The organism is Streptomyces sp. NPDC057474 (genome assembly GCF_042802555.1).
Classification (GTDB): domain Bacteria; phylum Actinomycetota; class Actinomycetes; order Streptomycetales; family Streptomycetaceae; genus Streptomyces.
This window is the reverse complement of the sequence record NZ_JBHVDX010000015.1, coordinates 17,454-39,655: the sequence shown is the minus strand read 5'-3', so window position 1 is coordinate 39,655 and position 22,202 is coordinate 17,454. Positions and strand designations below refer to the sequence as shown.

Below are 22,202 nucleotides of genomic sequence, written 5' to 3'. Positions count from 1 at the left end.
GCGTCACGGACGCTCCGCGCGGGAAGCGGCCCGACCGGCTGCTTCCCGCGCGACGGCACCGCCAGGTCCTACCAGCGGCCCTGCACCTGCTCCTTGATCCGGCGGTCGTACAGGTCCCGGATCGCGGTGAGCGTCTCGTCGGACAGCGGCGGCAGCGCGGCGGCGGCAGCGTTGGCGCGGGCCTGGTCGGGCGTGCGGGCGCCCGGGATGACCGTCGTGACGCCCGGCAGTTGGATGATCCAGCGCAGGGCCAGCTGGGCCGGGGTGAATCCGTTGGGGGCCAGCGCGGCGAACTCGACGGCCGCCTCGACGCCCGTGGCGTAGTCGACGCCGGAGAAGGTCTCGCCCTGGTCGAAGGACTCGCCGTGCCGGTTGTACGTACGGTGGTCGTTCTCCGCGAAGACCGTGTCCTTCGTGTACTTGCCGGACAGCAGCCCCGAGGCCAGCGGAACACGCGCGATGATCGCGACGCCCGCCTTCTCGGCCGCCGGGAGGACGTCGAGGAGCGGCTTCATCCGGAACGGGTTGAGGATGATCTGCACGCTCGCCACGTTCGGCCGGGCGATCGCCGTCAGCGCCTCGGCGCAGGTCTCCACGCTGACGCCGTACGCGGCGATGCGCTCCTCCGCGACCAGGGTGTCCAGGGCGTCGAACACCTCGTCCGAGGAGTAGACCGGCGTGGGCGGGCAGTGCAGCTGGACCAGGTCGAGACGGTCCACACCGAGGTTGCGCCGGGACCGGTCGTTCCAGGCCCGGAAGTTGTCGAGGACGTAGTTCTCGGGGATCTGGTCCACGCGACGACCCATCTTCGTCGCGATGAACACATGGAGGTCGGGCCTGCTCCGCAGGAACGTGGCGATGGTCTGTTCGCTGCGCCCGTCGCCGTAGACGTCGGCCGTGTCGAAGAAGGTCACCCCCGCTTCGGCCGCCGCCTCCAGCACCGCCAGGGCTTCCGTGTCGTCGACGTCTCCCCAGTCGGCGCCCAGCTGCCACGTGCCGAGACCGACGACGGACGCGTGCTGATCCGACCTACCGAATGCGCGTTCTTCCATGGCGTCAGTCTGTCACCTGTCCTGTCATACGCTCCGCATGGTCAGTGCGGGAAGGCGCGCGGCTGGCGCTGCCGGGGCAGTTCGTCCCGGAACTCCTCGACGAGCGAGCTGATCTGGCGGGTGAGTTCGGTCTTCTCCAGCCGGTCGAGGTAGAGGTTGCGGCGGGCGAGTCCGACCGCGTCCACACAGAAGTACAGCGCCATCAGCGGGTTGATGAACAGTTCGCTGTTCCGGGTCCGGTCGGTGAAGCGGATGTCGCCGAACTCGCCGCGCACGGCGGCCGCGACCGAGCCGTTGACGATGCTCGGGTGGGTCGGCGTGCAGTGCTGGGCGTGGGCCACCGCGTCCAGGTAGAGGGCGCCCTCGCGGCTGTCGCGCGGCAGCGAGAACGCGCCGAGGTAGGCGCCGTCGCGCTCCAGCGCGGCCAGGTTCTCCAGGACCAGCGAGTGGTTGACCCCGTGGTAGGCGTCCACGCCGAAGCCCAGGCAGGCCACCAGCCGCTCCGGGACCTCGTCGAGACCGGCGACGGCACCCAGACTCGCCATGTCCTCCTCCGGCGTCCCGAGCCCGTGCTCGTCGCCGCGCATCAGGATGTCGGTGCCGCCGTCCACCAGGACGACGGCGTCCACCCCGCCCAGATGGTCGATGAGCGCGCGATAGGCGGCCCGCAGGGGTGCCACACCCGTACGGGACAGCGCGTACACCGTGCTGGGCAGCCGGTGCAGGGCCAGCCACTGGGCGAGGGCGCGCTCGGGGAAGTAGTCGCCCCGGAACGTGGTGTCCGGACCGATGGCCGCGACGTCCTGCTCCAGCCACACGTCCAGGCTCAGGCCGTACAGATCGGCGAAGGAGAGGTTGGCGAGATGAACCTCCTTGCCCGCCGACCGCAGGGCGAGGGCCAGCGGCAGACCGGCGTAGACGTCGAAACCGCCACCGGCACCGGCTATGAGCACGCGCCCCGCGTCGCGCAGCCGTGTGAAGAACGGGGGTTGTTGGAGGGAGAACACCGGGGGAAGTTAACAGGGCGATGAGCGGGGCGCCCGCGAATTCCGGGGGCGACGCCTGAGGCCCTGAGAAATCATTGCGGGAACATCCCCGATTTCCTCGGCGAACGACGGTGACGCGGGGCCGGGCCGCCGGTTACCGTACCGGTCAGTAACCGGATCGCACCGAACCGACCCGGACCGCACCGCAGGAGGCCCCATGCCGCAGCTCGAAGTCGACGGCGCCGCGCTGACGTACGACGACGAGGGCCCCCGCGAAGGCGACGGCGTGCCCCTGGTGTTCGTCCACGGCTGGACCGCGAACCGGCACCGCTGGGACCACCAGGCCGCGCACTTCGCCGAGAAGCGGCGCGTGATCCGGCTCGATCTGCGCGGGCACGGCGAGAGCGGCGGCGCCGGGGTGCGCACGATCGAGGAGCTGGCGAGAGACGTGCTCGCCCTCCTCGATCACCTGGAGGTCGAGCGGTTCGTCCTCGTCGGCCACTCCATGGGCGGCATGATCTCCCAGACCATCACCCTCACCGACCCCGAGCGGGTGGAGCGCCTGGTGCTGGTCAACTCCATCGGCCGCATGACCTACAGCCGAGGCCGTGGCCTGCTCATGGCGGCCTCCACGCGCGTCCCCTTCAAAATGTTCGTCGCCGCCAACATCCAGCGGGCCTTCGCCCCCGGCTACCCCCGCGAGGAGATCCGGGAGTACATCCGCGCCTCCGCGGCCACCCCGCGCGAGGTCGTCATGACCCTGTACAGCGCCATGCGCGCCTTCGACGTCCTCGACCGCCTCGGCGAGATCAGCACCCCCATCCTCATCGTCCACGGCTACTACGACATCCAGCTCCCCGTCTCCCAGATGCTCCGCATGGCCAAGGCCTGCCAGGACGCCGAAGTGCGCATCCTGGACGCCGGCCACGAACTCCCCGTGGAGAAGCCGGCGGAGCTCACCGCCACCCTCGACCGCTTCCTCACCGGCGCCCGCCGCTGAGCCCCGCCGCCGAACGCCAACCGGCCGGGCGTGGTCACACCGTCGCGCGCGAGCGTGCCTTCCCCCGGCCCAGGAGGCCGCCGAGCGAGTGCAGCCGTCCGAGTACGACGCCGACGACCGCCCGGGTCCTGGGCAGGCGGTCGATGTCCGCGGCGAGGGACAGGGCCGCGCCCGTCCAGGCGAAGCCGAAGGACCAGACGGACAGCCATTCGCACAGGTACAGGGGCGTGATCAGCCAGTCGTCGCCCACCTCGGTGACCGCCGCCGCGGCGGCGAGCGCCATGAAGACGAGGATCAGCACACCGGCCACGAGGTAGGGACGCCGCGCGTACGGCCGGTCCTTGATGCCCGGTGCCTTGTACATGAGGAGACAGAACGCGGCCATCGCCGTCAGCAGCGCGACGGCGAAGACCTGGTGGAGCACGGAGATCGTCTGTTGACCCGCGTCGCCACCGGAGCTCGGGGCGGTCGGGAAGAGTGCGACGCCCAGGGCACAGGCCCCGGCGATCGTGCCTGTGACGTCGTTGTACTTGTTGTAGCGGTAGACGACCAGGAAGATCCCGAGGGCGCACAGCGCGCCGACGAAGATGTCGCGGGTGCTCGTGTGGTACGAGCCGCTCATGGAACCGGGCCAGGCGTCCTCCCCGGTCCGGCCGTCGAGCCGCGCCGCGATCCAGTTGCCGGCCGGCAGCGCCAGGGGCAGACCGACGCCGATGGCGCCGACCCCCAGGCGCAGCCGCATGACCGTCCGCGTGTCCTGATCCCGTCGTGCTTTCCCCACCCTGTCCCGCAGCGGCACGGTGACCGCCCCGTCTCCACCCACGAGCACCCTCCTCACCGAAACGCGCGAGGCGAAGGCATGCCCGCCACCGGACGATGTCCGGTATCGGTCGAACGCAAACTCGAACGTGGGCCCGGGAGTCGGGCGTATCAGCCGGTCAACTGCCCTTCCGCGGCGACCAGTAGCTCCGTCACCCGCAGCGCGAACGCGGCGTCACACGGATGCGGGCGGCCACTGCGGGCCGCCGCCAACAGCGCGTCCCCCGCCCGCACGAGAGCCGGCACGCCACCTTCGTCGGACGTGGGCAGGACGGTCGTCCCGGTCCGGCCGCGCAGCTCGACCGTGGCGCCGGAGGCCGCGGGCGGAGCGGTGAGGCTGAGAGTGACCGTGCTGGACGCCCCGCCGGCGTGCAGGAGGACCAGATGGACCGTGTCCTTGGGCCCGCGTACGGCTGCGGCCACCTTCTCGACGTCCCCGAGGATCGGCAGCAGTACGGACAGGGCGTGCGGGCCCACGTCCCACAGACCACCCTTCTCCCGCCGCCACGGCGAGGCCGCGAAGGAGCTGTCGCTCTCGTCGTCGAACAGCGACCCGAACCACTCCGCGCGGGCGGTGAACCAGCCCCCACCGGCGGCCTGTGCGGTGATCCACGCGTCGGTCGCGGCCTGGAAACGGGCGGTGAAGAAGACGACGGAGGCGACCCCTGCCTCCTCGACCGCCTCGACGACGGCCCGTCCCTCCTCGACGTCCGTCGAGAGGGGCTTGTCGAGCAGCAGATGGCAGCCGGCCCGGGCGGCACGTGCCGCGAGCGGTGCCTGAACGGAGGGCGGCAGGGCCACGGCCACCGCGTCCACGTCGGCGAACAGGGCGTCGACGTCCTCGTACACGGGCAGACCGCCGTGCCGGTCGGCCAGTTCCTTGGCCGCCTCCGGGCGCCTGCCCCACACCCCCACGAAGTCCAGCTCCTGGTGCGCGCTCAGCGCGGGCGCGTAGGTCATCTCGGCCCACGGTCCTGTTCCGAGCAGTCCGATACGCATGCTCCGGTCTCTCCTTGTGCGTTGGGGGCCGTGTCCCTCGGGACAGGGCCTGTCCACGACCTTCAGGGCAGTGCCTGTTCGGTCCAGATGGTCTTGCCGGTGGGGGAGTAGCGGGTGCCCCAGCGCTGGGTGAGCTGGGCGATGAGGTAGAGGCCGCGGCCGCCCTCGTCGGTCGTGGCGGCGTACCGCAGATGGGGGGAGGTGTGACTGCTGTCGGTGACCTCGCAGATCAGCTGGCGGTCGTGGATGAGACGGACCCGGATGGGGCCGCCGCCGTACCGGATGGCGTTGGTGACCAGCTCGCTGAGGATCAGCTCGGTGGTGAACTCCAGCTCCTCCAGGCCCCATTCGGTCAGCTGCCGGGTGGCGTCGGCGCGCGCCAGGCCGACGGCCGCCGGGTCGCCGGGCACCTCCCACTCGACGACGCGGCCCGTGTCCAGCGCGCGGGTGCGGGCGACGATCAGCGCGATGTCGTCGCTCGCCCGGCTCGGCGGCAGCGCGTCGAGCACGGCCTCACAGGTGCCCTGCGGTGAGGTGTCGGCCCCGGCCAGCGCGGTGCGCAGCAGTTCGAGACCGTCGTCGATGTCCCGCTCCCGGTGCTCGACGAGCCCGTCGGTGTACAGCACCAGCCGGCTGCCCTCGTCGAGGTCCAGTTCGGCCGTCTCGAAGGGCAGCCCACCCAGGCCGAGCGGCGGACCGGCAGGCACCTCGGGGAAGTCGACCGTGCCGTCGGGCCGGGCCACCGCGAGCGGCGGATGGCCGGCGCGGGCGACGTCGCAGCGCCGCGAGACCGGGTCGTAGATCGCGTACAGGCAGGTCGCCCCGGTGATCGGGGCGGTGCCGTCCAGGACCGCCTCGTCCTGGTCGATACGGCTGACCATCTCGTCCAGCAGCCCGAGGATCTCGTCCGGCGGCAGGTCAAGCGCGGTGAAGTTGTGGACCGCGGTGCGCAGCCGCCCCATCGTGGCCGCGGCGTGCAGCCCGTGCCCGACGACATCGCCCACGACGACCGCGACCCGGGTGCCGGACAGGGGCAGTACGTCGAACCAGTCCCCGCCCACCCCGGCCTGCGCGGGCAGATAGCGGTAGGCGACGTCCAGGGCGCTCTGCTCGGGAAGGTGGCGCGGCAGCAGGCTGCGCTGCAGGGTCTCGGCCATCGTGTGCTCGCGTGTGTAGCGGCGCGCGTTGTCGATGGAGACCGCCGCGCGGGCGACGAGTTCCTCGGCGAGGGCCAGCTCCTCCTGGTCGAACGGCTCGGGCTTCTCCGAGCGCCAGAAGTTGGCGACGCCCATCACCAGCTGGCCCACACGCAGCGGCACGGTGATCAGCGAGTGGATGCCGTACTCGACGACCTGCGCGGACCGTTCGAGGTCCTGTGCCTGCCACCCGATCGCCCGGCTGAGGTCGGCCACGAGGGTCGAACTGCCGCTGTCGATGCTGCGGGCCTGCGGCGAGGAGGGGACGAGGTCGATCTGCTCGCCCACCTTGTACAGCGGCGCGTCCTTGCGGATCCCGCTGAACGCCGTACGGCGCAGTGTGGTGGCCGTCTCGGGCTCGTCGCCGTTGAGCGCCGCCGGGGCCAGGTCCACGGTGACGAAGTCCGCGAACCGGGGGACGGCCACCTCCGCCAGCTCCTCGGCGGTGCGGGTCACGTCCAGACCGGTGCCGACGCCCACTCCGGCGTCGTAGAGCAGCCTCAGGCGCTCCCGGGCGTCCTCCGCGCGCCCGGACAGGGCGCGCAGCTCGGTGGAGTCGCGGAGCGTGGCGACACTGCCGGAGGGCTCGCCCTGCAGATCGGTGGCGCGCTGGTTGACCGCGATCAGCCGGTCGCCCACGAGGTGCACCTCGTCGTTGGCGACGCGTCCCGAAGCCAGCAGGTCGGCCATGTGCGATTCGAGGCCCAGGGCGAGGACGTCCTGCCCCTCGGCGTCCGCGGGCAGGTCGAGCAGGCGGTGCGCCTCGTCGTTGGCGAGCAGCAGCCGGCCCCCGCCGCCGACGATGATCACGCCCTCCCGTACGGCGTGCAGCACCGCGTCGTGGTGCTCGTACATGCGGGTCATCTCGGACGGACCGAGGCCGTGGGTCTGGCGCAGGAGCCGCTTGCTGACGAGTGCCGTGCCCGCCGTGGCCAGGGCGAGGGCCGCCGCGGCGGCGGCCAGCAGGAGCGGCAGCTGCCGGTCCGCGGCCCCACCCACGTTCTCGGTGGTGATCCCGGCCGAGACCAGGCCCACGACCGAGCCGTCGGGGCCCTTGATCGGCACCACGGCCTGGACGAGCGGACCGAGGGTTCCGTTGATCTCCTCGGTGAAGGACTCGCCCTTGAGCGCGGGATCGAGGGTGCCGACGAACTGCTTGCCGATGCGGTCCGTCTTGGGATGGGTGTAACGGATCCCTTCGGTGTTCATCACGACGATGAAATCGATCTTGGACTGGATCCGGGCGGCCTCGGCCCTCGGCTGGAGCACAGCCGTCGGATCGTCGGCGGTCAGCGCCTCCCGGGTGCCGGGCGCGTTGGCGAACGTCTCCGCCACGGCGAGCGAACGGTTGTGCGCTTCCTTGGTGCTGTCCGACCGCACCTGCAGGACCAGCGCCACCACGGCCGACACGACCAGTACGAGGACGATCACCACCTGCAGCAGGAACACCTGCCCGGCGACACTGCGGCCGCTCAACGCCGACCGCAACCCCGCGAGCGGGCCCCACCCGTCCCCCGGCTCCCGACTTGCGCCCCCGTCGGATCCGTGCGGTACCCGCCGGGCGCGGTCGTCCCGGCCCTGCGCGGGCCGACCCTGGGGACGGCGGGTCGACTGAGAGCGAGATCGACCCAGGAGACGGACCATGTGCCCATGTCTACACTGCCACGCGCCTGGAGGCGAGAGGGGGTCACGCACTGTCACGGCCGATGTCACCGGCCGCACGGCCGACGAGACGTCCGTCAGCGCTGTGACCACCCGTGACGTGCCGCTTCCCATGAGATTCCTATGAATTCACGAGGCGTTTGAACACACCGGGGTCCGGCTCCGTATTGGGTTGGGGTTTTCCATGCCCGGATCCGACCACGACGTTGTAGGAGCTATCCGTGGGACGCACCACCAGGCGCAGACGCCCATCAGGAGCACGGCGCGCGACCTCTGCCGCGATCGCGCTGATCTTGGGCGGAGGCGGGCTCGTGGCCGTCAACGTTTACGCGTCGGCCACCGAGGACGGCTCGGCCGACGACTCCGTCCAGCAGGTCAACTCCGCCGCCGGCACGATCGACTGCCCGGACGTCGGGAGCGAACTGACGGAGGTGCCCGACGGGGCACGGGTGGAGGTCGACAAGGAACTCGCCGCGCTGGACCAGCAGATAGCCGAGGCCTACCAGCGTCTGCAGAACTCCGCGCAGGCCCAGCAGCAGGACGGCGGCTTCGCCGACAACGCGATCATGAACCCGCTGAAGGAGAAGCGGGCCGCGACGATCGAGCGGATCGCGATCGCCATCGACCGCGTCGGGGACCGCCCCGAAGGACTCGACGCCCTCGCCGCCTGTGAACTGCGCCCCGCCGAGAACCAGAACGCCGACCAGAACGCCGACCAGAACGGTGGCGAGCAGGGCGGCGGAGATCAGAACGGCGATGGCCAGAACGACGGCGGTGACGGTCAGGACCAGGGCGATCAGCAGGGCGGGCAGGGCCAGCAGGGCAACGGCGGTCAGGCCGGCAACGGGCCGGTGGCCGCGGACTACGCCGACATCAAGTCCGTACAGCCGAACGCGCGGAACCGCGGCGGGCAGCAGAACGGTTCCACCGGCTCCTTCAGCACCGACTGCGGCGTGAACGCAGGCGGCGTGTTCAACTCCGACAATGTCATCGTCGCCCCCGGTGTCTCCAACGGCGCCCACCACTTCCACGACTACGTCGGCAACCAGGGCAACAGTGCGTTCGCCAGCGACGAGGACCTCGCGGCCGCCGACACCAGCTGTGAGAACCAGGGCGACAGGTCCTCGTACTTCTGGCCGGTGATCCGCCTGCAGAACGGCACCGCCGAGCAGGACGCCAACTCGCCCGGCGGCGGCATCGAGGGCAACGCCGGTGAGATCGTGACGCCCAAGGAAGTCACGATGAGCTTCGAGGGCAGCCCGCGCGGCGACGTCACGGAGATGCCGCGACTGCTGCGCATCATCACCGGCGACGCAAAGGCCTTCGTCAACGGCACGGCCAACGCCAACGCGTCCTGGAGCTGCACCGGCTTCGAGGACCGGCAGCTGAAGGACAAGTACCCGCTCTGCCCCGCCGGCAGCGACGTCGTGCGCACGTTCAAGTTCCAGAGCTGCTGGGACGGCCGCAACATCGACAGCGCCAACCACCGCACCCACGTGGCCTTCGCCGCCGCGGACGGCAGCTGCGCCGCCGGCTTCAAGGCCATCCCGCAGCTGGTCCAGCGCATCGTCTACGACGTCGACGCCCCGAGTCTCCAGGACGGCGGCCGTACGACCCCGCTGTTCGCCGTGGACGCCTTCCCCGAGCAACTCCACAAAGCCGTCACCGACCACGGCGACTTCATCAACGTCTTCGACGAGGACCTGATGCGGGAGATGGTGGACTGCATCAACGACGGGCGTGAATGCGACGCGGCCGACATCGGCGGCGACCAGGGCAATGGCGGCGACCAGGGCGACGGCGGTGACCAGGGCGACGGTGGCGACCAGGGCGACGGTGGCGACCAGGGCGGCGACGCCGGTCAGGGCGATGACCAGGACCAGGACCAGGAGCAGCCCGGCAACGACCAGGGCCAGGACCAGGGCCAGGATCAGAACGACGGCCAGGACCAGGAGCAGCCCGGCAACGACCAGGACCAGGACCAGGGCCAGGACCAGGACCAGGACCAGGACGAGAACACGGCCGAACCCACCGAGACCGCTCAGGCACCCGGCGGTGGGGACGACGAGGCGAACCAGGGCGGCGACAAGGAGCCCCAGGTCCTCGGCTCGGTGAAGGCGACCCAGCGCGGCAACGCCGCCGCCGACGACGAGGGCGGCGACAAGAACGCCGACAAGGGCGCGGACGACGGCGGTGACAACGACGGCGGTGACAACGGCGGCGCGGCCGTGGCCCCCGAGCAGACGACGCCCGCCGCCAACGTCCCGTCGGCCGCCGGTCAGCCCGGATCGCAGGGGTCCGAGTCGGCGACGGGCAACCTCGCCGAGACCGGGGCGCAGTTGTGGCCTGCCATGATCGGCGGCGCGGCCGTGCTCGCCGGAGTCGTCCTGCTCCGCCGGGTCAGGCGCGGAGGCATGTGACCGGACGGAACCGTCCGGATGCGATCCCCATGCTCCGCCAACCTTGTTAATTTGAACAGGAATTGATCCTGTATCGAATGACTCGGGGCGGAGCATGGCGGAGGTCTGGGCCCGGCGGCTGCCGCTGCTCGGCGATGTCGCGTCGGCCGCCGTGGTGCTCGTGGCCATGGTGGCCGTACGGCTGGGCTCGGGAAACGACACCGACGCCTCCCTGCCCATAACCCTGGCACTGAGCGCGGTGATCGCCGGAAGCCTGGCCGTCCGGCGTCGCGCCCCGCTGGCCGGGTACGTGGTGGGCACGGCCGGGCTCGCCGTCGAGGCGCTGTGGGTGGGCCCCGGGCCGCTGACGCCGGTCGCGAACCTCATCGGTGTCTACTCGCTGGGCCTCTACGCGAGCCCCCGCCGGGCCGGTCTCGGCGCGCTGCTCGTACCACCCGGCGTGCTGGCGTACTTCGCCCCGAAGGACGACTCGTCGGTCGTGCCGGTCGCGGTCGTCTTCGTCTGGCTGCTGGTGTGGGCGGCGGGTTACAGCACGGCCCGTCGCCGCAGGGAGACGGAAGAGCTGCGGCGGCTGCTGCGCCGCGAGACGGTCGTCGCCGAACGGGTGCGCATCGCCCGCGAGTTGCACGATGTCGTCGGCCACTCGGTGAACGCCATGCTGGTCCAGGCCGGCGCCGGACGCATGGTGCTCGACACCGACCCCGACCGCACCCGCGAACTGCTGATGAGCGTCGAACGCACCGGCCGGGACGCCCTCACCGAACTCGACCGTCTCCTCGGCGTCCTGCGCGCCGACGACGACCTCGCCGCCGGAGGGTTCGACGGGAGCGACGGGAGCGACGGGAGCGACGGGGACGAGACCGCCCTGGACCCGGGTGACCTGGACCAACTCGTGCGCCCCATGGCGGACGCGGGCATGGACGTACGCCTGCGCATCGAGCCGGAGACGCTCACTTTGCCGCATGCGTTGCGGCTGTCCGTCCACCGGATCGTCCAGGAGGCCCTGACGAACGCCCTGCGCCACGGTCACGCCCGGTCCGCCGAGGTGACGGTCCGCAGACAGCGCTGGGGGAACGCGGTGCTCGTACGCGTCGTGGACGGCGGTGAAGGACCGCCGCCGCAGTACCGACCGGGCCGCGGGCTGCGCGGCATCAGCGAACGGGCCGCCGCGCTGGGCGGATCGGTGGCCCATGGTCCGGCCGACGACGACGGCGGATTCGCCCTCAGCGTCGAACTGCCACTGCCATGACCGCCCGTGCCGACGACGCCATGACCGTCCGTGTGCTCCTGGCCGACGACGACGGCCTGTTGCGCACGGGTGTCGCGGTGACGCTCGGCACCGCGCCGGACATCGAGGTCGTCGGGGAGGCCGCCGACGGGTTACGGGCCGTGGAACTGTGCCATGCGCTGACCCCGGACGTCGTGCTGATGGACGTACGGATGCCGGGCATCGACGGCATCGAGGCCACCGGCCGGATCGTCGGGGCGGGGCTGACCGCACGGGTCCTCGTCCTGACGACGTTCCCCGACGACGCGTACGTGTGGCGGGCGTTGCGGGCCGGCGCCAGCGGCTTCCTGCTCAAGCGCGCCGCCCCCGAGCGCCTCATCGACGCCGTGCGCACGGTGGCCGCCGGAGACACCCTGCTGGACCCGTCTGTCACCCGCACCCTCGTCGAGCGCTTCGTCCTCGACGGCCGGACGGCCCGCACCGATCCGGACGCCGGGGACCGTGCCCGGCTGCGCAGGCTCACCGCCCGCGAGGCGCAGGTGCTGCGCCTGATCGCCGAGGGACTGTCCAACGCGGAACTCGCCGATCTGCTCGGCATCGCCGAGTCCACCGCGAAGACGCACGTCAAGCGCATCCTGCACAAGATCGACGCCCGGGACCGGGCACAGGCCGTGGTCCTGGCGTACCGCTCCGGCCTGATGGAGCCGCGCGGGGACCGCACGGACCCCGACTTCGTATGACCGGCCCCGACGCCCGAATACCCCCACGGGGGTACGCCCCGGCACCCCCGTAGGGGGACGCCCGGCTCCCTCCATCGCCCTACGGTCAGGCCAGTCGGCGGGAGGGGGGAGCTGGGATGAGCGCGATGGGTGTGGGGGCGGTTCTGGCGTCGGACGTGTGGCGGGCCGTGCGTCCGGAAGGCCGTTGTCAGCGGCTGCTGTGGTGGTGCGGGACCTTGCTGGTGGCCTCCGGGGTGCTGCACGGTGTGGTGGCGGTCGTGGACGGGGCGCCGTGGTGGGGGCCGGTGTCCTGGCGCAAACCGGTCGCGTTCGGGGTGTCCTTCGGGCTGCTGGTGTGGTCCGTGGTCTGGATCATGCGGCAGATGCCCGCACGATGGTGGGTACGGGTCCCGGCGGGGCTGGTCGTCCTCGTCGCCGTCTGTGAGGTCGGGCTCGTCACCGCCCAGCGCTGGCGCGGCGTCGCGTCCCACTTCAACCAGGCGACGGACACCGACTCCGCGATCTGGTCGGTGATCGGCACCCTGATACTGCCGCTGATCCTCGGCCTGGTCTGGCTGTTCGTCGCCGCGCTGGTCCGGTTCGACGGCAGCGGGGCGTCCCGCGTCGCCGCGCTCGTGGGGCTGGCGGCCGTACTGGTGGCCGGGTACATCGGCATCGACATGGCCGCCATCGGGGAGGCCGCCTTCGACGACACCGGGCGGGTGCCGCAGGAGGTGCTGTTCGGAGCGGCAGGCAGTGCCAAGCTCGCCCACGCCACCGGACTGCACGGCATCCAACTCCTCGCCGTGCTCGCGATCCTGTGCGACGCGGGCCGCCTCCGGCCCCGTAGGGCGGGGATCGTCCTGGCACTCGCCGCCCTCGGCTACGCCGCCGTCCTCGGAGCCGTCACCGCGACCGCCTACGCCGGCCGCGCCCCGTACGACCCGACCGCTCCCCTCTGGATCCCGCTGGCGGCCGGCCTCCTCACGACGGGCACGGCGGCCGCCCTCGTCCTCGCCCAGGCGTCCCTCGCCCGCCGCGCCCCGGGCCCCGGACCGGACGCGGAAAAAACCCCGCTCGTCGAGCGAACCGGGCGGTGACCCCCGTGCGTCAACAGGCTGTGGGGCCGGTACCTTTCACGCACCGACGGGCGGTGCGACCGACCCTTTCGCGCCACCTCTCGGGCGGCGGTCACGAATGGAAATCGATCTCTGCCTGCGCCCGAGAATCTACTGTCACGGCATCGAGTTTCGGCCGTACACTGACAATTCGTAAGCATGCGGGTGGAGTTGACGGGGGGATCCGAGATGTCCGGGGATCAGTACGGCGTAAGAGACCAGGACGGCTGGAGTCACAGCTTCGTCGTGCCTCCGATGCCTCCGATGCCGCCGGGGCCGCCGCCCGGTCCTGCGGACGGCTGGCGGGCCGTCGGGGTGGGCCTGCTGAACCTCAGCGGTCTCGGCCTCGGCTACGCCCTGATGCGCCGCCCGTTCCTGACGCTGCTGTCCTGGGCGGCCACCGGCCTCCTGCTCTTCACGGTGCTGCCGGCCGACCCCGACGGCGTCTCGGGCGCGACCCTCACCGTCTACGGCCTGTTCCTCCTCCTCGTGGCCGTCCACGGTGCCTTCCTGGGCCTGCGTAACCGCCTGGTGTGGCCCGCGAAGTCCCCGCTCGCCATCGCAATCGGCGTCCTCCTCCTCGGCGTACCGGTCGCGAGCGGTCTGCTGTACGAGACCGCGCGGAAGGAAGCCGTCGAGGAGATGCTCCTGGACCGGCTGGAGAAGGCCGACGACCTTGTGACCAAGGCCTCCGGTGAGTCCTTCTCCACGACCCAGTCCGAGTTCCGCAGGGCCCTGACCGCCTACGACGACCTCAGCACCGACCACCCCGACTCCCGGGCGGCCGAGAAGGTCCCGGACCGGCTGAAGACCTTCTACACGACGGTCGGCGCCCCCTACGAGGAGCAGGAGTACTGCGACGCGGTCGCTCCCCTCGAATACCTGCGCACGGTCCCGCAGACCGTGAGCAAGCAGGACCTCGGCTCGCTGAGCACCTGGCCCGACGACCGGCTCGCCACCTCGCTGTACGAGTGCGCCTCCGACAGCCTGGCCGGCAACACCGCTGGCTGGCAGGACCAGTTCAGCGACCTCCTCACCACGTTCCCCGAATCGGACCAGGCGGCGAAGGTCGAGCCCGACGTCAAGGCGGCCGTCGACAAGGCGGTCAAGGCCGTGGGCGGTGACGACCCGTGCACCGCCGTGGACCAGCTGGGGACGCTCGGCTCCCAGGTCAAGGCGCTGCCGGGGGACAAGGCCGGAGTGGCCGACGCCCTTGCCGCCGACGCCGGACGGGCCGAGGACTCCGCGTCCGCGGGCGTCTACACCTGCGGCGTGGACCAGTACAACGACGGTGACTTCGCCGAGGCGGTGACGTCGATGAACGACTTCGTCGACGCCAACAAGAACCACAAGAACGCGCCGCGCGCGAAGAAGATAGCGATCGCCGCCGAGATCGCGCAGGAGGTGCCGGAGGCGGGTAAGAAGCTGCCCACCACGCGCTCCGGCGGCAGCATCTCCGTCACGGTCAAGAACGACAGCCCCGACGAGATCCAGGTCATGTACACCGGCCCCGTGACCGGCACCTTCACCCTGAAGGGCTGCGGCACCTGCACCAGTTACGACTGGAGCAGCACCCTGGTCTCCGGCTTCAAGCCGTGCAGCGGCAACGACAACTACCCGCAGCGCACGATCAGCCTGCCGGTCGGCACCACGTACTTCCTGCACAAGCCGAAGGGCGACAGCGCGTCCAGCGCCGCCTCCGACACCGCCAAGCTGGAGTCGGGCTACATCTACACAGAGTGCGCCTACGTGACCTCGGGCTACGGCCTGGACTCCTGACGCGCACCCGGGCACGGTGACCGGAGGGCCGCAGGCGCGGCTCAGCTCAGCTCCTGCGGCCCTCCACCCACCCGGCGACGTCGTCGAGGTCCTTCGCGACGGCCCTGCGCACGGCACGGGCGCCGATACCGCCCATGACCTTGGCGAGCAGACCCGCGACGGCACCGGTCGACTCGGCCGAGAACGTCATCAGGATCGTCGTCGAGTCCGGTCCGTCGGCCCGCAGCAGCCACTCCGAGACATAACGGGAGCCGTGCGACTCGGCCTCCACCACATAGCGCTCGGGCGGCTCGCTGACGGTCACCCACATCTCCTCGGTGGCGTCCTTGCCGAACATGCGACGGGTCTCCCGCCACCGCGTGCCCACCCCGAAGCCCCCGTCCGTGAGGACCTCGACCTTCGTGACACCGCTGAGCATCCGATGCATACCGCCGAGGTCCGTCAGGGCCTCCCACACCCGCCCCTGAGAAGCGGCGACACGCCGCTCGACTGCGACACTTCTGCTGGTCATGACTCCCATGAAAGCACCGGGTACCGACACCCGCCCCATGACGGCCGCCGCCCGGCCGGCACGGCAGGTTGCGTAGACGGGGTGCGTAGTTCTACGGACGACCGCGCGCGAGGCGTTCTGAGAGGATTGGATCTTCAGGTGCGGCCGGGGCCATCGAGGCCGCATGGAAGGGATCCGGCCGCGGGTATTTCTCCTCTACGCGTTCGAACACGACACCCCGCCGCCTCGTCCGGCGTCCCTGTTGGGCGAGTTCCGTCTCCGCCGCCGCACTCCATCCATTACGACACGAGGAGAAGCCGATGACCGAACGCCCCGAGGGTGCGCCGGCGCAACCGCAGCCACAGGATCAGCCGTCCGCGTCCCCGGCCTGGCCGCCCCCGGGACAGTCCGGCCCCCAGGCCCAGCCGCAGGCAGCCGTGCCCCAGCCGCAGCCGGCCCTGCCCGCGGCGCCCGCCGCACAGTTCCAGCCGCAGGCCCCGGCTCAGGCGCCGACACCGACTCAGGCGGAGATACCGATCCAGCCGCAGGCGCAGAACCAGGCGGCGGCCCCGAGCGCCTACCCGTACCCGAATCCCCAGTCACCGGCCGGCTACGGTCCCCCGGTCGCGTCGATACCGGCCCAGGCCAATCCGTACGGCCAGCCGCCGGGTGGTTATCCGCCAGGTGGTTATCCGCCGGGCGGCTACCCGCCCCTCGGCGCCCCGCCCGCGACGGGCGCCGGCGGACGCGCGGTGCTGTGGGCGCTGGTGGGCGCGGTGGTGGCCTCCGCGGCGTGGGCCGGCGGTGTCTTCCTGCTCGGCAAGGACGACACGGAGGCGGACCTGCGCGGCTACCAGGCCAAGTCCAACCTCTGCTCCTCGGTGGACTACTCGTCCTTCAAGACCGAATACCCGGAGGAGGACACCGCCCCGGTGAACAACTCCCTGGAGCACGAGGCCCTCGACCAGGGCTACTGCAGCATCTCCCTCAAGGAATCCTCGACCTCCTCCCTCTCCGACGCGTACTTCTCGGTCCAGATGGACCTCCACAAGAAGACTGACCCCGGCCCCGAGTTCACCGCCCTGTGGGCCGAGTACGACCAGAGGTACGAGGACTACGACGTGGACGAGGTCTCCGGCTTCGGCGACGAGGCGTATCTCGTCACCGAGGACACCACGTCCGGAGACGACAACAGCGGCAGCCGGTCGGCCACCCTCGCGGTGCGCGACGGCTGGATGACGTACGAGATGAGGTGGAGCGCCTATGGCTCCACCTACGACGACGTGACCATGCCGGATGTCGACGACGTCGTGGAGTGGCTCAAGAGCGACACGAACGCGACGCTGGACAACTTGCGGGAGTCCGACGGGATCTAGGGCAGATCCAGGGCCTGCATCAAGGGCAGATCCAGGGCCTGCCGTCCGGATCAGGCCTGGGCCGCGGGGCTCGCGCACACGGGCGGACGGACGGAGGCGGGGCGCGTACGCCACCGCCTCCGCTCCCTCTCGCACCCGAATCGGCTCACTCGTCCTTCGCCTTGGCGTAGTCCTTTGCCATCTGGCCGGCGAAGTCGTACACCAGGCACTGCTCGTCGCCCACGACCCACGCGTCGTGCCCCGGCGGGCACACGAAGGCGTCGCCCGGCCCGAGCTCACCCTCACCACCGTCGTCCATGCGGATGTGCAGGCGCCCCTGGACCACATAGCCGTTGTGGTGGACCTGGCAGCTCTCCGTGCCCGCGATCGGGGCGACGGACTCGGACCAGCGCCAGCCCGGCTCAAAGGTGGCGACGGCGAAGTCGAGCCCGGTGAGATGCACGGCCTCGAGGTGACCCCGAGGGAAATCGCGCCGTTCGTCCGGCTTCTCGACCGTCTTGATCTCCAGCATGACCGCTCCTTCCGTTCCGACCCACTTTCCCATCGTCCGCCTGTCAAGCCGGGGCCGCCAACCGGAGGACCCGGTGCCGCCGGAGGTGCCGGGCCGGCCGGAGCGTCGTGTAATGGGCTCCGGGAGATCGCTCCCGAGGGAGAGGCGATGCGCTCAAGTCGTTCCGGTGGGGAAGGCGGGGCCAAGGCGGCGGCGGGCCGGCTGCGGCGACTCGGCGAGTGGTGCGCCCGGCACTTCGTGGTCGTCATCGTCGCCTGGCTGGTCGCCCTCGCGGCCCTGCAGGTACTGAACCGGTCCTACGGCGGCGACTACTCGGACGACTTCTCCCTCCCGGGCGTGCAGTCCACGGAGGGTCTGGACGTCCTGCAGAAGCACGATCCGGCGGCCGGCGGCTACAGCAGCCAGATCGTCCTGCACGACAAGGACAAGGCGCTCACCTCGCTCGGCTCCCAGATGTCCGACACGGTCGACGACCTGCAGAAGCTGCCGCATGTGCTGTCGGTGCAGAACCCGCTCACCGCACCCGCCACCCAGTCGTCGTCGCAGTCGCAGCAGCCGAACGTCGGCCCGCTGTCGTCCGACCAGAAGACGGCGTACATCACCATCCGCTTCGACGTGCAGCCCTCGACCCTCGAAGACAGCTATCTCGACGGCGTCGACGACTCCGTCCAGCCGCTGCGGTCGGCGGGCGCCGAGGTCGAGTACGGCGGACCGCTCGGTGAACTGGCCCGGCCCGCGCCCGACGACAGGGTGAGCGAACTCATCGGCTTCGCGGTGGCGATCGTCGTCCTCCTCGTCGGCTTCGGCAGTGTGATCGCGGCCGGCCTGCCCCTGGTGACCGCGCTGCTGAGCGCGATCGGCGGCCTGGCCTGTCTCGGGCTGCTCGCCTCCGCGTTCACGTTCGCCACCGTCTCCCCGACCCTGGCGACGATGATCGGCCTCGGTGTGGGCATCGACTACGCCCTGTTCCTGATCACCCGTCACCGGCAGAACCTCATGAACGGAGCGGACCCGGTGCGGGCCGCCGGACGCGCGGCGTCGACCAGTGGCCGCGCCGTCCTCGTCTCCGGGTGCACGGTGATCATCGCCCTGGGCGGGCTGTACGCGTCCGGAGTGAGTTTCATCGGCAAACTCGGACTCGCGGCCGCCGTCACCGTCGTCACGGCGGTCGTCGGCGCCCTGACGCTGGTCCCGGCGTTGCTGGGGCTCATCGGCCGCCGCATCGACCGGTACCACGTGCGCAAACCGGTCGCCGAGACCGGTGCCGGGGAGGGGGAGGAGATCCAGGGCACCTGGCATCGGTACGCCCAGCGCGTGGAGCACCGGCCCTGGCAGTTCCTGGCCGCGGGCGTCACGACCATCGCCATCCTGGCGATCCCCGTCTTCTCCATCCAGCTCGGCCACATCGGCGACGGCGCCGACCCCACCTCCTTCACCGACCGGCGCGCCTACGACCTGATGACCGACGCCTTCGGCCCGGGCTCCAACGGTCCGCTCACCGTCGTCATCGACCAGACCTCCGTTCCGTCGTCCGACCGCCAGACCCTGCAGAGCACCGCGCAGAAGAACCTCGACGCGGTCGAGGGAGCGCACGCGGTCACCCCGCTGTCCGCCACCCAGGACGGGGACGTCCTCGTCGGCACGGTCTATTCGAAGGAGTCCCCGCAGAACGCCGACACCACGGACCTCGTGAACCGCCTGGTCGACGACACCCTGCCCGCCTCCGTCTCCGGAACCAAGGCCGAGGGATACGTCACCGGTACCACGGCCTCCCAGGTCGACTTCCGCGACATCGTGGCGAGCCGGCTGCCCCTGATCATCGCCGTCGTCGTCGCCCTGGCCTTCCTGATCATCCTCATCGTCTTCCGCGGCCTGCTCGTCGCGCTGAAGGCGGCGGCCCTCAACGTCCTGTCCATCACCGCCTCGTACGGAGTGGTCGTCGCCGTCTTCCAATGGGGCTGGGGCGGCCCCGCCCTGGGCGTCTCCGGCAAGGTGCCCATCGAGAGCTATGTCCCGATGATGATGTTCGCCATCATCTTCGGGCTGAGCATGGACTACGAGATCTTCCTGCTCTCCCGCGTCCACGAGGCCTGGCTGCACACCGGCGACGCCCGCGCCGCCGTCGCCCACGCCCTGGAGATCACCGCGCGCGTCATCACCTGTGCCGCCCTGATCATGGTGAGCGTCTTCGCCGCGTTCATCGTCAGCGACAACATCGTCGTCAAGATGCTGGGCCTCGGCCTCGCCGTGAGCGTCCTCATCGACGCGACGGTCGTGCGCCTGCTCCTGGTCCCGGCGGTGATGACCCTCCTCGGCCGCCACGCCTGGTGGACTCCCCACTGGCTGGACCGCGTGATGCCGCACATCGACGCGGAGGGGAACACGGCAGAGCGGCCGGTCCCGCAGGGGCAGGACCGACCGCTCAGCAGCTGACTCGCTTCAGTGAAACGCTAGTTGACGGACCGTCAGACCGTGATCGTCAGAAAGTGATCGTCAGAACGTCAGCTTCCAGCTGTTGATGTAGCCGGTGTCGAGGCTGGCCACGTCCTGGACCCGCAACTTCCAGGTGCCCGCGGCGGTTTCGGAGGAGGCGTCCACCGTGTACGTCGCGACCACGTTGTCGGCCGAGTCGGACGAGGCGGAGTTCTTCAGCCGGTACGCCGTGCCGTCCGGGGCCACGAGGTCGATGACCAGGTCACCGCGCCAGGTGTGGACGATGTCCACATCCACGGTGAGCGTGCTGGACGCCGCTCCGGCCCGGTTGACGTTGATCGGGGACTCCACGGTGCCGTTGTCGGGGACCTGGTAGTCGGCGGTGTTCTCGAACACCGACTGGTTCCCCTCCTCGTCCACCCGCCAGGCGAAGCTCGCCGTTCCGGTCTCGTCGGCCGAGTCCGTCACGGTGACCGTCGGTGTCCAGTTCCCCGCCGTGGTCGGCGTACCCGAGACGCGGCCCGTGGCGGCGTCGATGGACAGCCCGTCCGGCAGGCCGGTGGCCGCGTACGACAGGGCGCCCGCGTTGGTGGAGGACGCCTGGACGTCCAGCGTGACGGCCTGGCCGATCAGGGAGTACTGGGCGGCCGGCGGGACGACCGTGACCCCGTCGAGGATCCGGGAGCCGACGTTGATGGCGGCCCAGGCGTTGGCGGTGTTGTTGTAGGTCACCGAGCCGAGCCCGTACAGGTCGGCGGCGGACTGCAGGGTGGCGGTGCGGGCGCCCGCGTAGTTGGTGCTTGACGTCATGTACGTGGTGAGCGCCCGGAACCAGATCTTCTCGGCCGCCTCCCGGCCTATCGGCGTCACCGGCAGCCCGTCGAAGGTCGGCGAGTCGTAGGAGACGCCGTTGACGACCTTCGCGCCGCTGCCCTCGGAGGCCAGGTAGTACCAGTGGTTGGCCGGGCCCGAGGAGTAGTGGACGTCGACGTTGCCGAGCGTGGAGGACCAGTAGTCGCGCGAGGAGCCGTCCTTGCTGGGCTTGTCCATGTAACGCAGCGGCGTGCCGTCGCCGTTGATGTCGATCTTCTCGCCGACGAGATAGTCCCCGACGTCGCCTGCGTTGCCGGCGGCGAACTCGACGGCGGCGGCGAAGATGTCGGAGGTCGCCTCGTTCAATCCACCGGACTCACCGCTGTAGGTGAGGTTGGCGGTGACCGACGTCAGACCGTGCGTCATCTCGTGCGCGGCCACGTCGATCGAGGTGAGCGGGTTGGCGTTGCCCGACCCGTCGCCGTACGTCATGCAGAAGCAGGAGTCCTGCCAGAACGCGTTGACGTAGTTGTTGCCGTAGTGGACCCGGCTGTACGGCGCGACCCCGTCGTTGCGCAGCCCGTTGCGACCGTGGACGTTCTTGTAGTAGTCCCAGGTCAGAGCGGCCCCGTAGTGCGCGTCCGCGCCCGCGGTCTCCAGGTTGGCGGTGGTCCCGTCGCCCCAGACGTCGTCGGTCCCGCTGAACAGCGTGCCCGTCCCGGACGAGCCGCGGTTCAGGTTGTACGTCCGGTGGTTGCCCCGGTCCGCGTCGGTCAGCGTGTACGACGAGCCCGACTGGCTGGTGCCGAGCGTGACCGTTCCGCTGTAGCGGGTGTTGCCCGTGCCGGTGTGCACGGCCTCGTACTCGAACAGCTTCTTCCCGGTCTGCGCGTCGGTGATGACGTGCAGCTCACTGGGTGTGTCGTCGTGCTGGAAGCCGCTCACGACGGTCTCGTACGCGAGGGTCGGCGTGCCCTTCGCGGCCCAGACGACCTTGCGGCTGCTGTCCGCGTCGGTCTTGGAGGAACCTTCCTCCTTGGCCGCCGCGAGCGCCTGCTTCTCGGCGGTGGCCTTGCTGACCTCGGCGCTGAGGTCCGAGACCTTCAGCTCGGGCTTGTAGGCCCGGGTGACGCTCTCGACCGCGCCGCTCTTGGCGGCGTGGACGACGAGGTCGCCACCGAGTACGGGCAGCCCGGCGTAGGTGCGCTCGTAGCGGGTGTGCACGGTGCCGTCGGCGTCCTTGACGACGTCACGGACCCGCAACTCCTCCTGGCCGCCCAGGTCCAGGCGGTCCGCGGTCCTGTCCGTGGCCTTCTCGGCCTGCCGGATGAGGGTGTCGCGCTGAGTGGGAGTGAGCTGCGCGGGCAGTGCCCCGCGGTCCGGTTTCGCAGCCGCGGTACGGGCGGTGCCTTCGCCGCCGTCACCGCGTGCGATCGCCGGGGCGCCCGGGACGGCGACGGCGAGCATGGCCGCCGCGACGACGAGGGTGGCCATGGCCGTGGTACGTCTGTGGGGGGTGGATCTCACGCGAACTCCTTAGCTGCGGCCGACGTTGGACGAGCGGCCGTACGAAGGACCCGGTGCACGGGTCGAGGCACCGG

At 70.9% G+C, this 22,202-nt stretch carries 16 protein-coding genes; 8 read left to right on the top strand and 8 right to left on the bottom strand.

The window, feature by feature from the left end:
* Positions 1-68: 68 nt before the first annotated feature.
* Together ACFU53_RS06560 and ACFU53_RS06555 are read right to left on the bottom strand one after the other, a co-directional pair.
* Positions 69-1,052 carry an aldo/keto reductase gene (locus ACFU53_RS06560; protein ID WP_383986650.1) on the bottom strand — a complete coding sequence of 328 codons (984 nt, stop codon included), beginning with the start codon at positions 1,050-1,052 and terminating at the stop codon, positions 69-71.
* Between the two features lie 41 nt (positions 1,053-1,093).
* On the bottom strand, positions 1,094-2,059 hold the full coding sequence (locus ACFU53_RS06555) for a DUF1152 domain-containing protein (protein ID WP_383986647.1): 966 nt from the start codon (positions 2,057-2,059) through the stop codon (positions 1,094-1,096).
* Between the two features lie 196 nt (positions 2,060-2,255).
* Here ACFU53_RS06555 and ACFU53_RS06550 point away from each other — a divergent pair, with 196 nt between their 5' ends.
* Positions 2,256-3,038, top strand: coding sequence for an alpha/beta fold hydrolase (locus ACFU53_RS06550; RefSeq protein ID WP_383986644.1), 783 nt, complete (start codon positions 2,256-2,258; stop codon positions 3,036-3,038).
* A 34-nt stretch (positions 3,039-3,072) separates the two neighbouring features.
* Here ACFU53_RS06550 and ACFU53_RS06545 read toward each other — a convergent pair whose 3' ends face one another.
* The 3 genes from ACFU53_RS06545 to ACFU53_RS06535 form a co-directional block, all read right to left on the bottom strand.
* Positions 3,073-3,861 carry a hypothetical protein gene (locus ACFU53_RS06545; RefSeq protein ID WP_383986641.1) on the bottom strand — a complete coding sequence of 263 codons (789 nt, stop codon included), beginning with the start codon at positions 3,859-3,861 and terminating at the stop codon, positions 3,073-3,075.
* 107 nt (positions 3,862-3,968) lie between these two features.
* Complete coding sequence (locus tag ACFU53_RS06540) at positions 3,969-4,856, bottom strand: Gfo/Idh/MocA family protein (protein WP_383986638.1); 888 nt, start codon at positions 4,854-4,856, stop codon at positions 3,969-3,971.
* Between the two features lie 62 nt (positions 4,857-4,918).
* Positions 4,919-7,696 carry a SpoIIE family protein phosphatase gene (locus ACFU53_RS06535; protein ID WP_383986635.1) on the bottom strand — a complete coding sequence of 926 codons (2,778 nt, stop codon included), beginning with the start codon at positions 7,694-7,696 and terminating at the stop codon, positions 4,919-4,921.
* Between the two features lie 329 nt (positions 7,697-8,025).
* Here ACFU53_RS06535 and ACFU53_RS06530 point away from each other — a divergent pair, with 329 nt between their 5' ends.
* The 5 genes from ACFU53_RS06530 (at position 8,026) to ACFU53_RS06510 (ending at position 14,978) form a co-directional block, all read left to right on the top strand.
* Positions 8,026-10,134, top strand: coding sequence for a DUF1996 domain-containing protein (locus ACFU53_RS06530; protein ID WP_383986632.1), 2,109 nt, complete (start codon positions 8,026-8,028; stop codon positions 10,132-10,134).
* A 94-nt stretch (positions 10,135-10,228) separates the two neighbouring features.
* Positions 10,229-11,383, top strand: a complete 1,155-nt coding sequence (locus ACFU53_RS06525; protein ID WP_383986629.1) for a sensor histidine kinase — start codon at positions 10,229-10,231, stop codon at positions 11,381-11,383.
* On the top strand, positions 11,380-12,102 hold the full coding sequence (locus tag ACFU53_RS06520; RefSeq protein ID WP_383986626.1) for a response regulator: 723 nt from the start codon (positions 11,380-11,382) through the stop codon (positions 12,100-12,102). The genes ACFU53_RS06525 and ACFU53_RS06520 overlap by 4 nt, the downstream gene beginning before the upstream one ends.
* Before the next feature lie 116 nt (positions 12,103-12,218).
* Positions 12,219-13,181, top strand: coding sequence for a hypothetical protein (locus ACFU53_RS06515; RefSeq protein ID WP_383986623.1), 963 nt, complete (start codon positions 12,219-12,221; stop codon positions 13,179-13,181).
* Positions 13,182-13,388: 207 nt separating this feature from the next.
* Entirely contained in the window at positions 13,389-14,978 is a 1,590-nt protein-coding gene (locus ACFU53_RS06510) for a hypothetical protein (protein WP_383986620.1), read from the top strand.
* A gap of 46 nt (positions 14,979-15,024) precedes the next feature.
* Here the strand turns inward: ACFU53_RS06510 and ACFU53_RS06505 are convergent, their stop codons facing one another.
* Positions 15,025-15,489 carry an SRPBCC family protein gene (locus ACFU53_RS06505; RefSeq protein ID WP_383986617.1) on the bottom strand — a complete coding sequence of 155 codons (465 nt, stop codon included), beginning with the start codon at positions 15,487-15,489 and terminating at the stop codon, positions 15,025-15,027.
* 299 nt (positions 15,490-15,788) lie between these two features.
* Between ACFU53_RS06505 and ACFU53_RS06500 the strand changes: the two genes are divergently transcribed.
* Positions 15,789-16,844: a hypothetical protein gene (locus ACFU53_RS06500; RefSeq protein WP_383986614.1), complete on the top strand. Its 1,056-nt coding sequence runs from the start codon at positions 15,789-15,791 to the stop codon at positions 16,842-16,844.
* 145 nt (positions 16,845-16,989) lie between these two features.
* Here the strand turns inward: ACFU53_RS06500 and ACFU53_RS06495 are convergent, their stop codons facing one another.
* The gene (locus ACFU53_RS06495) at positions 16,990-17,355 is read right to left on the bottom strand and encodes a cupin domain-containing protein (protein WP_383986611.1); all 366 of its coding nucleotides are present in this window, start codon (positions 17,353-17,355) and stop codon (positions 16,990-16,992) included.
* A 147-nt stretch (positions 17,356-17,502) separates the two neighbouring features.
* On the opposite strand from ACFU53_RS06495, the gene ACFU53_RS06490 reads away from it, so the two are divergent.
* Positions 17,503-19,788, top strand: a complete 2,286-nt coding sequence (locus tag ACFU53_RS06490; RefSeq protein WP_383986608.1) for an MMPL family transporter — start codon at positions 17,503-17,505, stop codon at positions 19,786-19,788.
* Between the two features lie 60 nt (positions 19,789-19,848).
* Here ACFU53_RS06490 and ACFU53_RS06485 read toward each other — a convergent pair whose 3' ends face one another.
* On the bottom strand, positions 19,849-22,128 hold the full coding sequence (locus tag ACFU53_RS06485; protein ID WP_383986606.1) for a M4 family metallopeptidase: 2,280 nt from the start codon (positions 22,126-22,128) through the stop codon (positions 19,849-19,851).
* Positions 22,129-22,202: the final 74 nt, after the last annotated feature.

What these genes read in the sequence shown, in the direction of transcription:
- ACFU53_RS06560 (WP_383986650.1), bottom strand. Translation starts at nt 1,052, where the DNA reads ATGGAAGAACGCGCATTCGGTAGGTCGGATCAGCACGCGTCCGTCGTC.
- ACFU53_RS06550 (WP_383986644.1), top strand. Translation starts at nt 2,256, where the DNA reads ATGCCGCAGCTCGAAGTCGACGGCGCCGCGCTGACGTACGACGACGAG.
- ACFU53_RS06540 (WP_383986638.1), bottom strand. Translation starts at nt 4,856, where the DNA reads ATGCGTATCGGACTGCTCGGAACAGGACCGTGGGCCGAGATGACCTAC.
- ACFU53_RS06535 (WP_383986635.1), bottom strand. Translation starts at nt 7,696, where the DNA reads ATGGTCCGTCTCCTGGGTCGATCTCGCTCTCAGTCGACCCGCCGTCCC.
- ACFU53_RS06525 (WP_383986629.1), top strand. Translation starts at nt 10,229, where the DNA reads ATGGCGGAGGTCTGGGCCCGGCGGCTGCCGCTGCTCGGCGATGTCGCG.
- ACFU53_RS06520 (WP_383986626.1), top strand. Translation starts at nt 11,380, where the DNA reads ATGACCGCCCGTGCCGACGACGCCATGACCGTCCGTGTGCTCCTGGCC.
- ACFU53_RS06515 (WP_383986623.1), top strand. Translation starts at nt 12,219, where the DNA reads ATGAGCGCGATGGGTGTGGGGGCGGTTCTGGCGTCGGACGTGTGGCGG.
- ACFU53_RS06510 (WP_383986620.1), top strand. Translation starts at nt 13,389, where the DNA reads ATGTCCGGGGATCAGTACGGCGTAAGAGACCAGGACGGCTGGAGTCAC.
- ACFU53_RS06505 (WP_383986617.1), bottom strand. Translation starts at nt 15,489, where the DNA reads ATGACCAGCAGAAGTGTCGCAGTCGAGCGGCGTGTCGCCGCTTCTCAG.
- ACFU53_RS06500 (WP_383986614.1), top strand. Translation starts at nt 15,789, where the DNA reads ATGACCGAACGCCCCGAGGGTGCGCCGGCGCAACCGCAGCCACAGGAT.
- ACFU53_RS06495 (WP_383986611.1), bottom strand. Translation starts at nt 17,355, where the DNA reads ATGCTGGAGATCAAGACGGTCGAGAAGCCGGACGAACGGCGCGATTTC.
- ACFU53_RS06490 (WP_383986608.1), top strand. Translation starts at nt 17,503, where the DNA reads ATGCGCTCAAGTCGTTCCGGTGGGGAAGGCGGGGCCAAGGCGGCGGCG.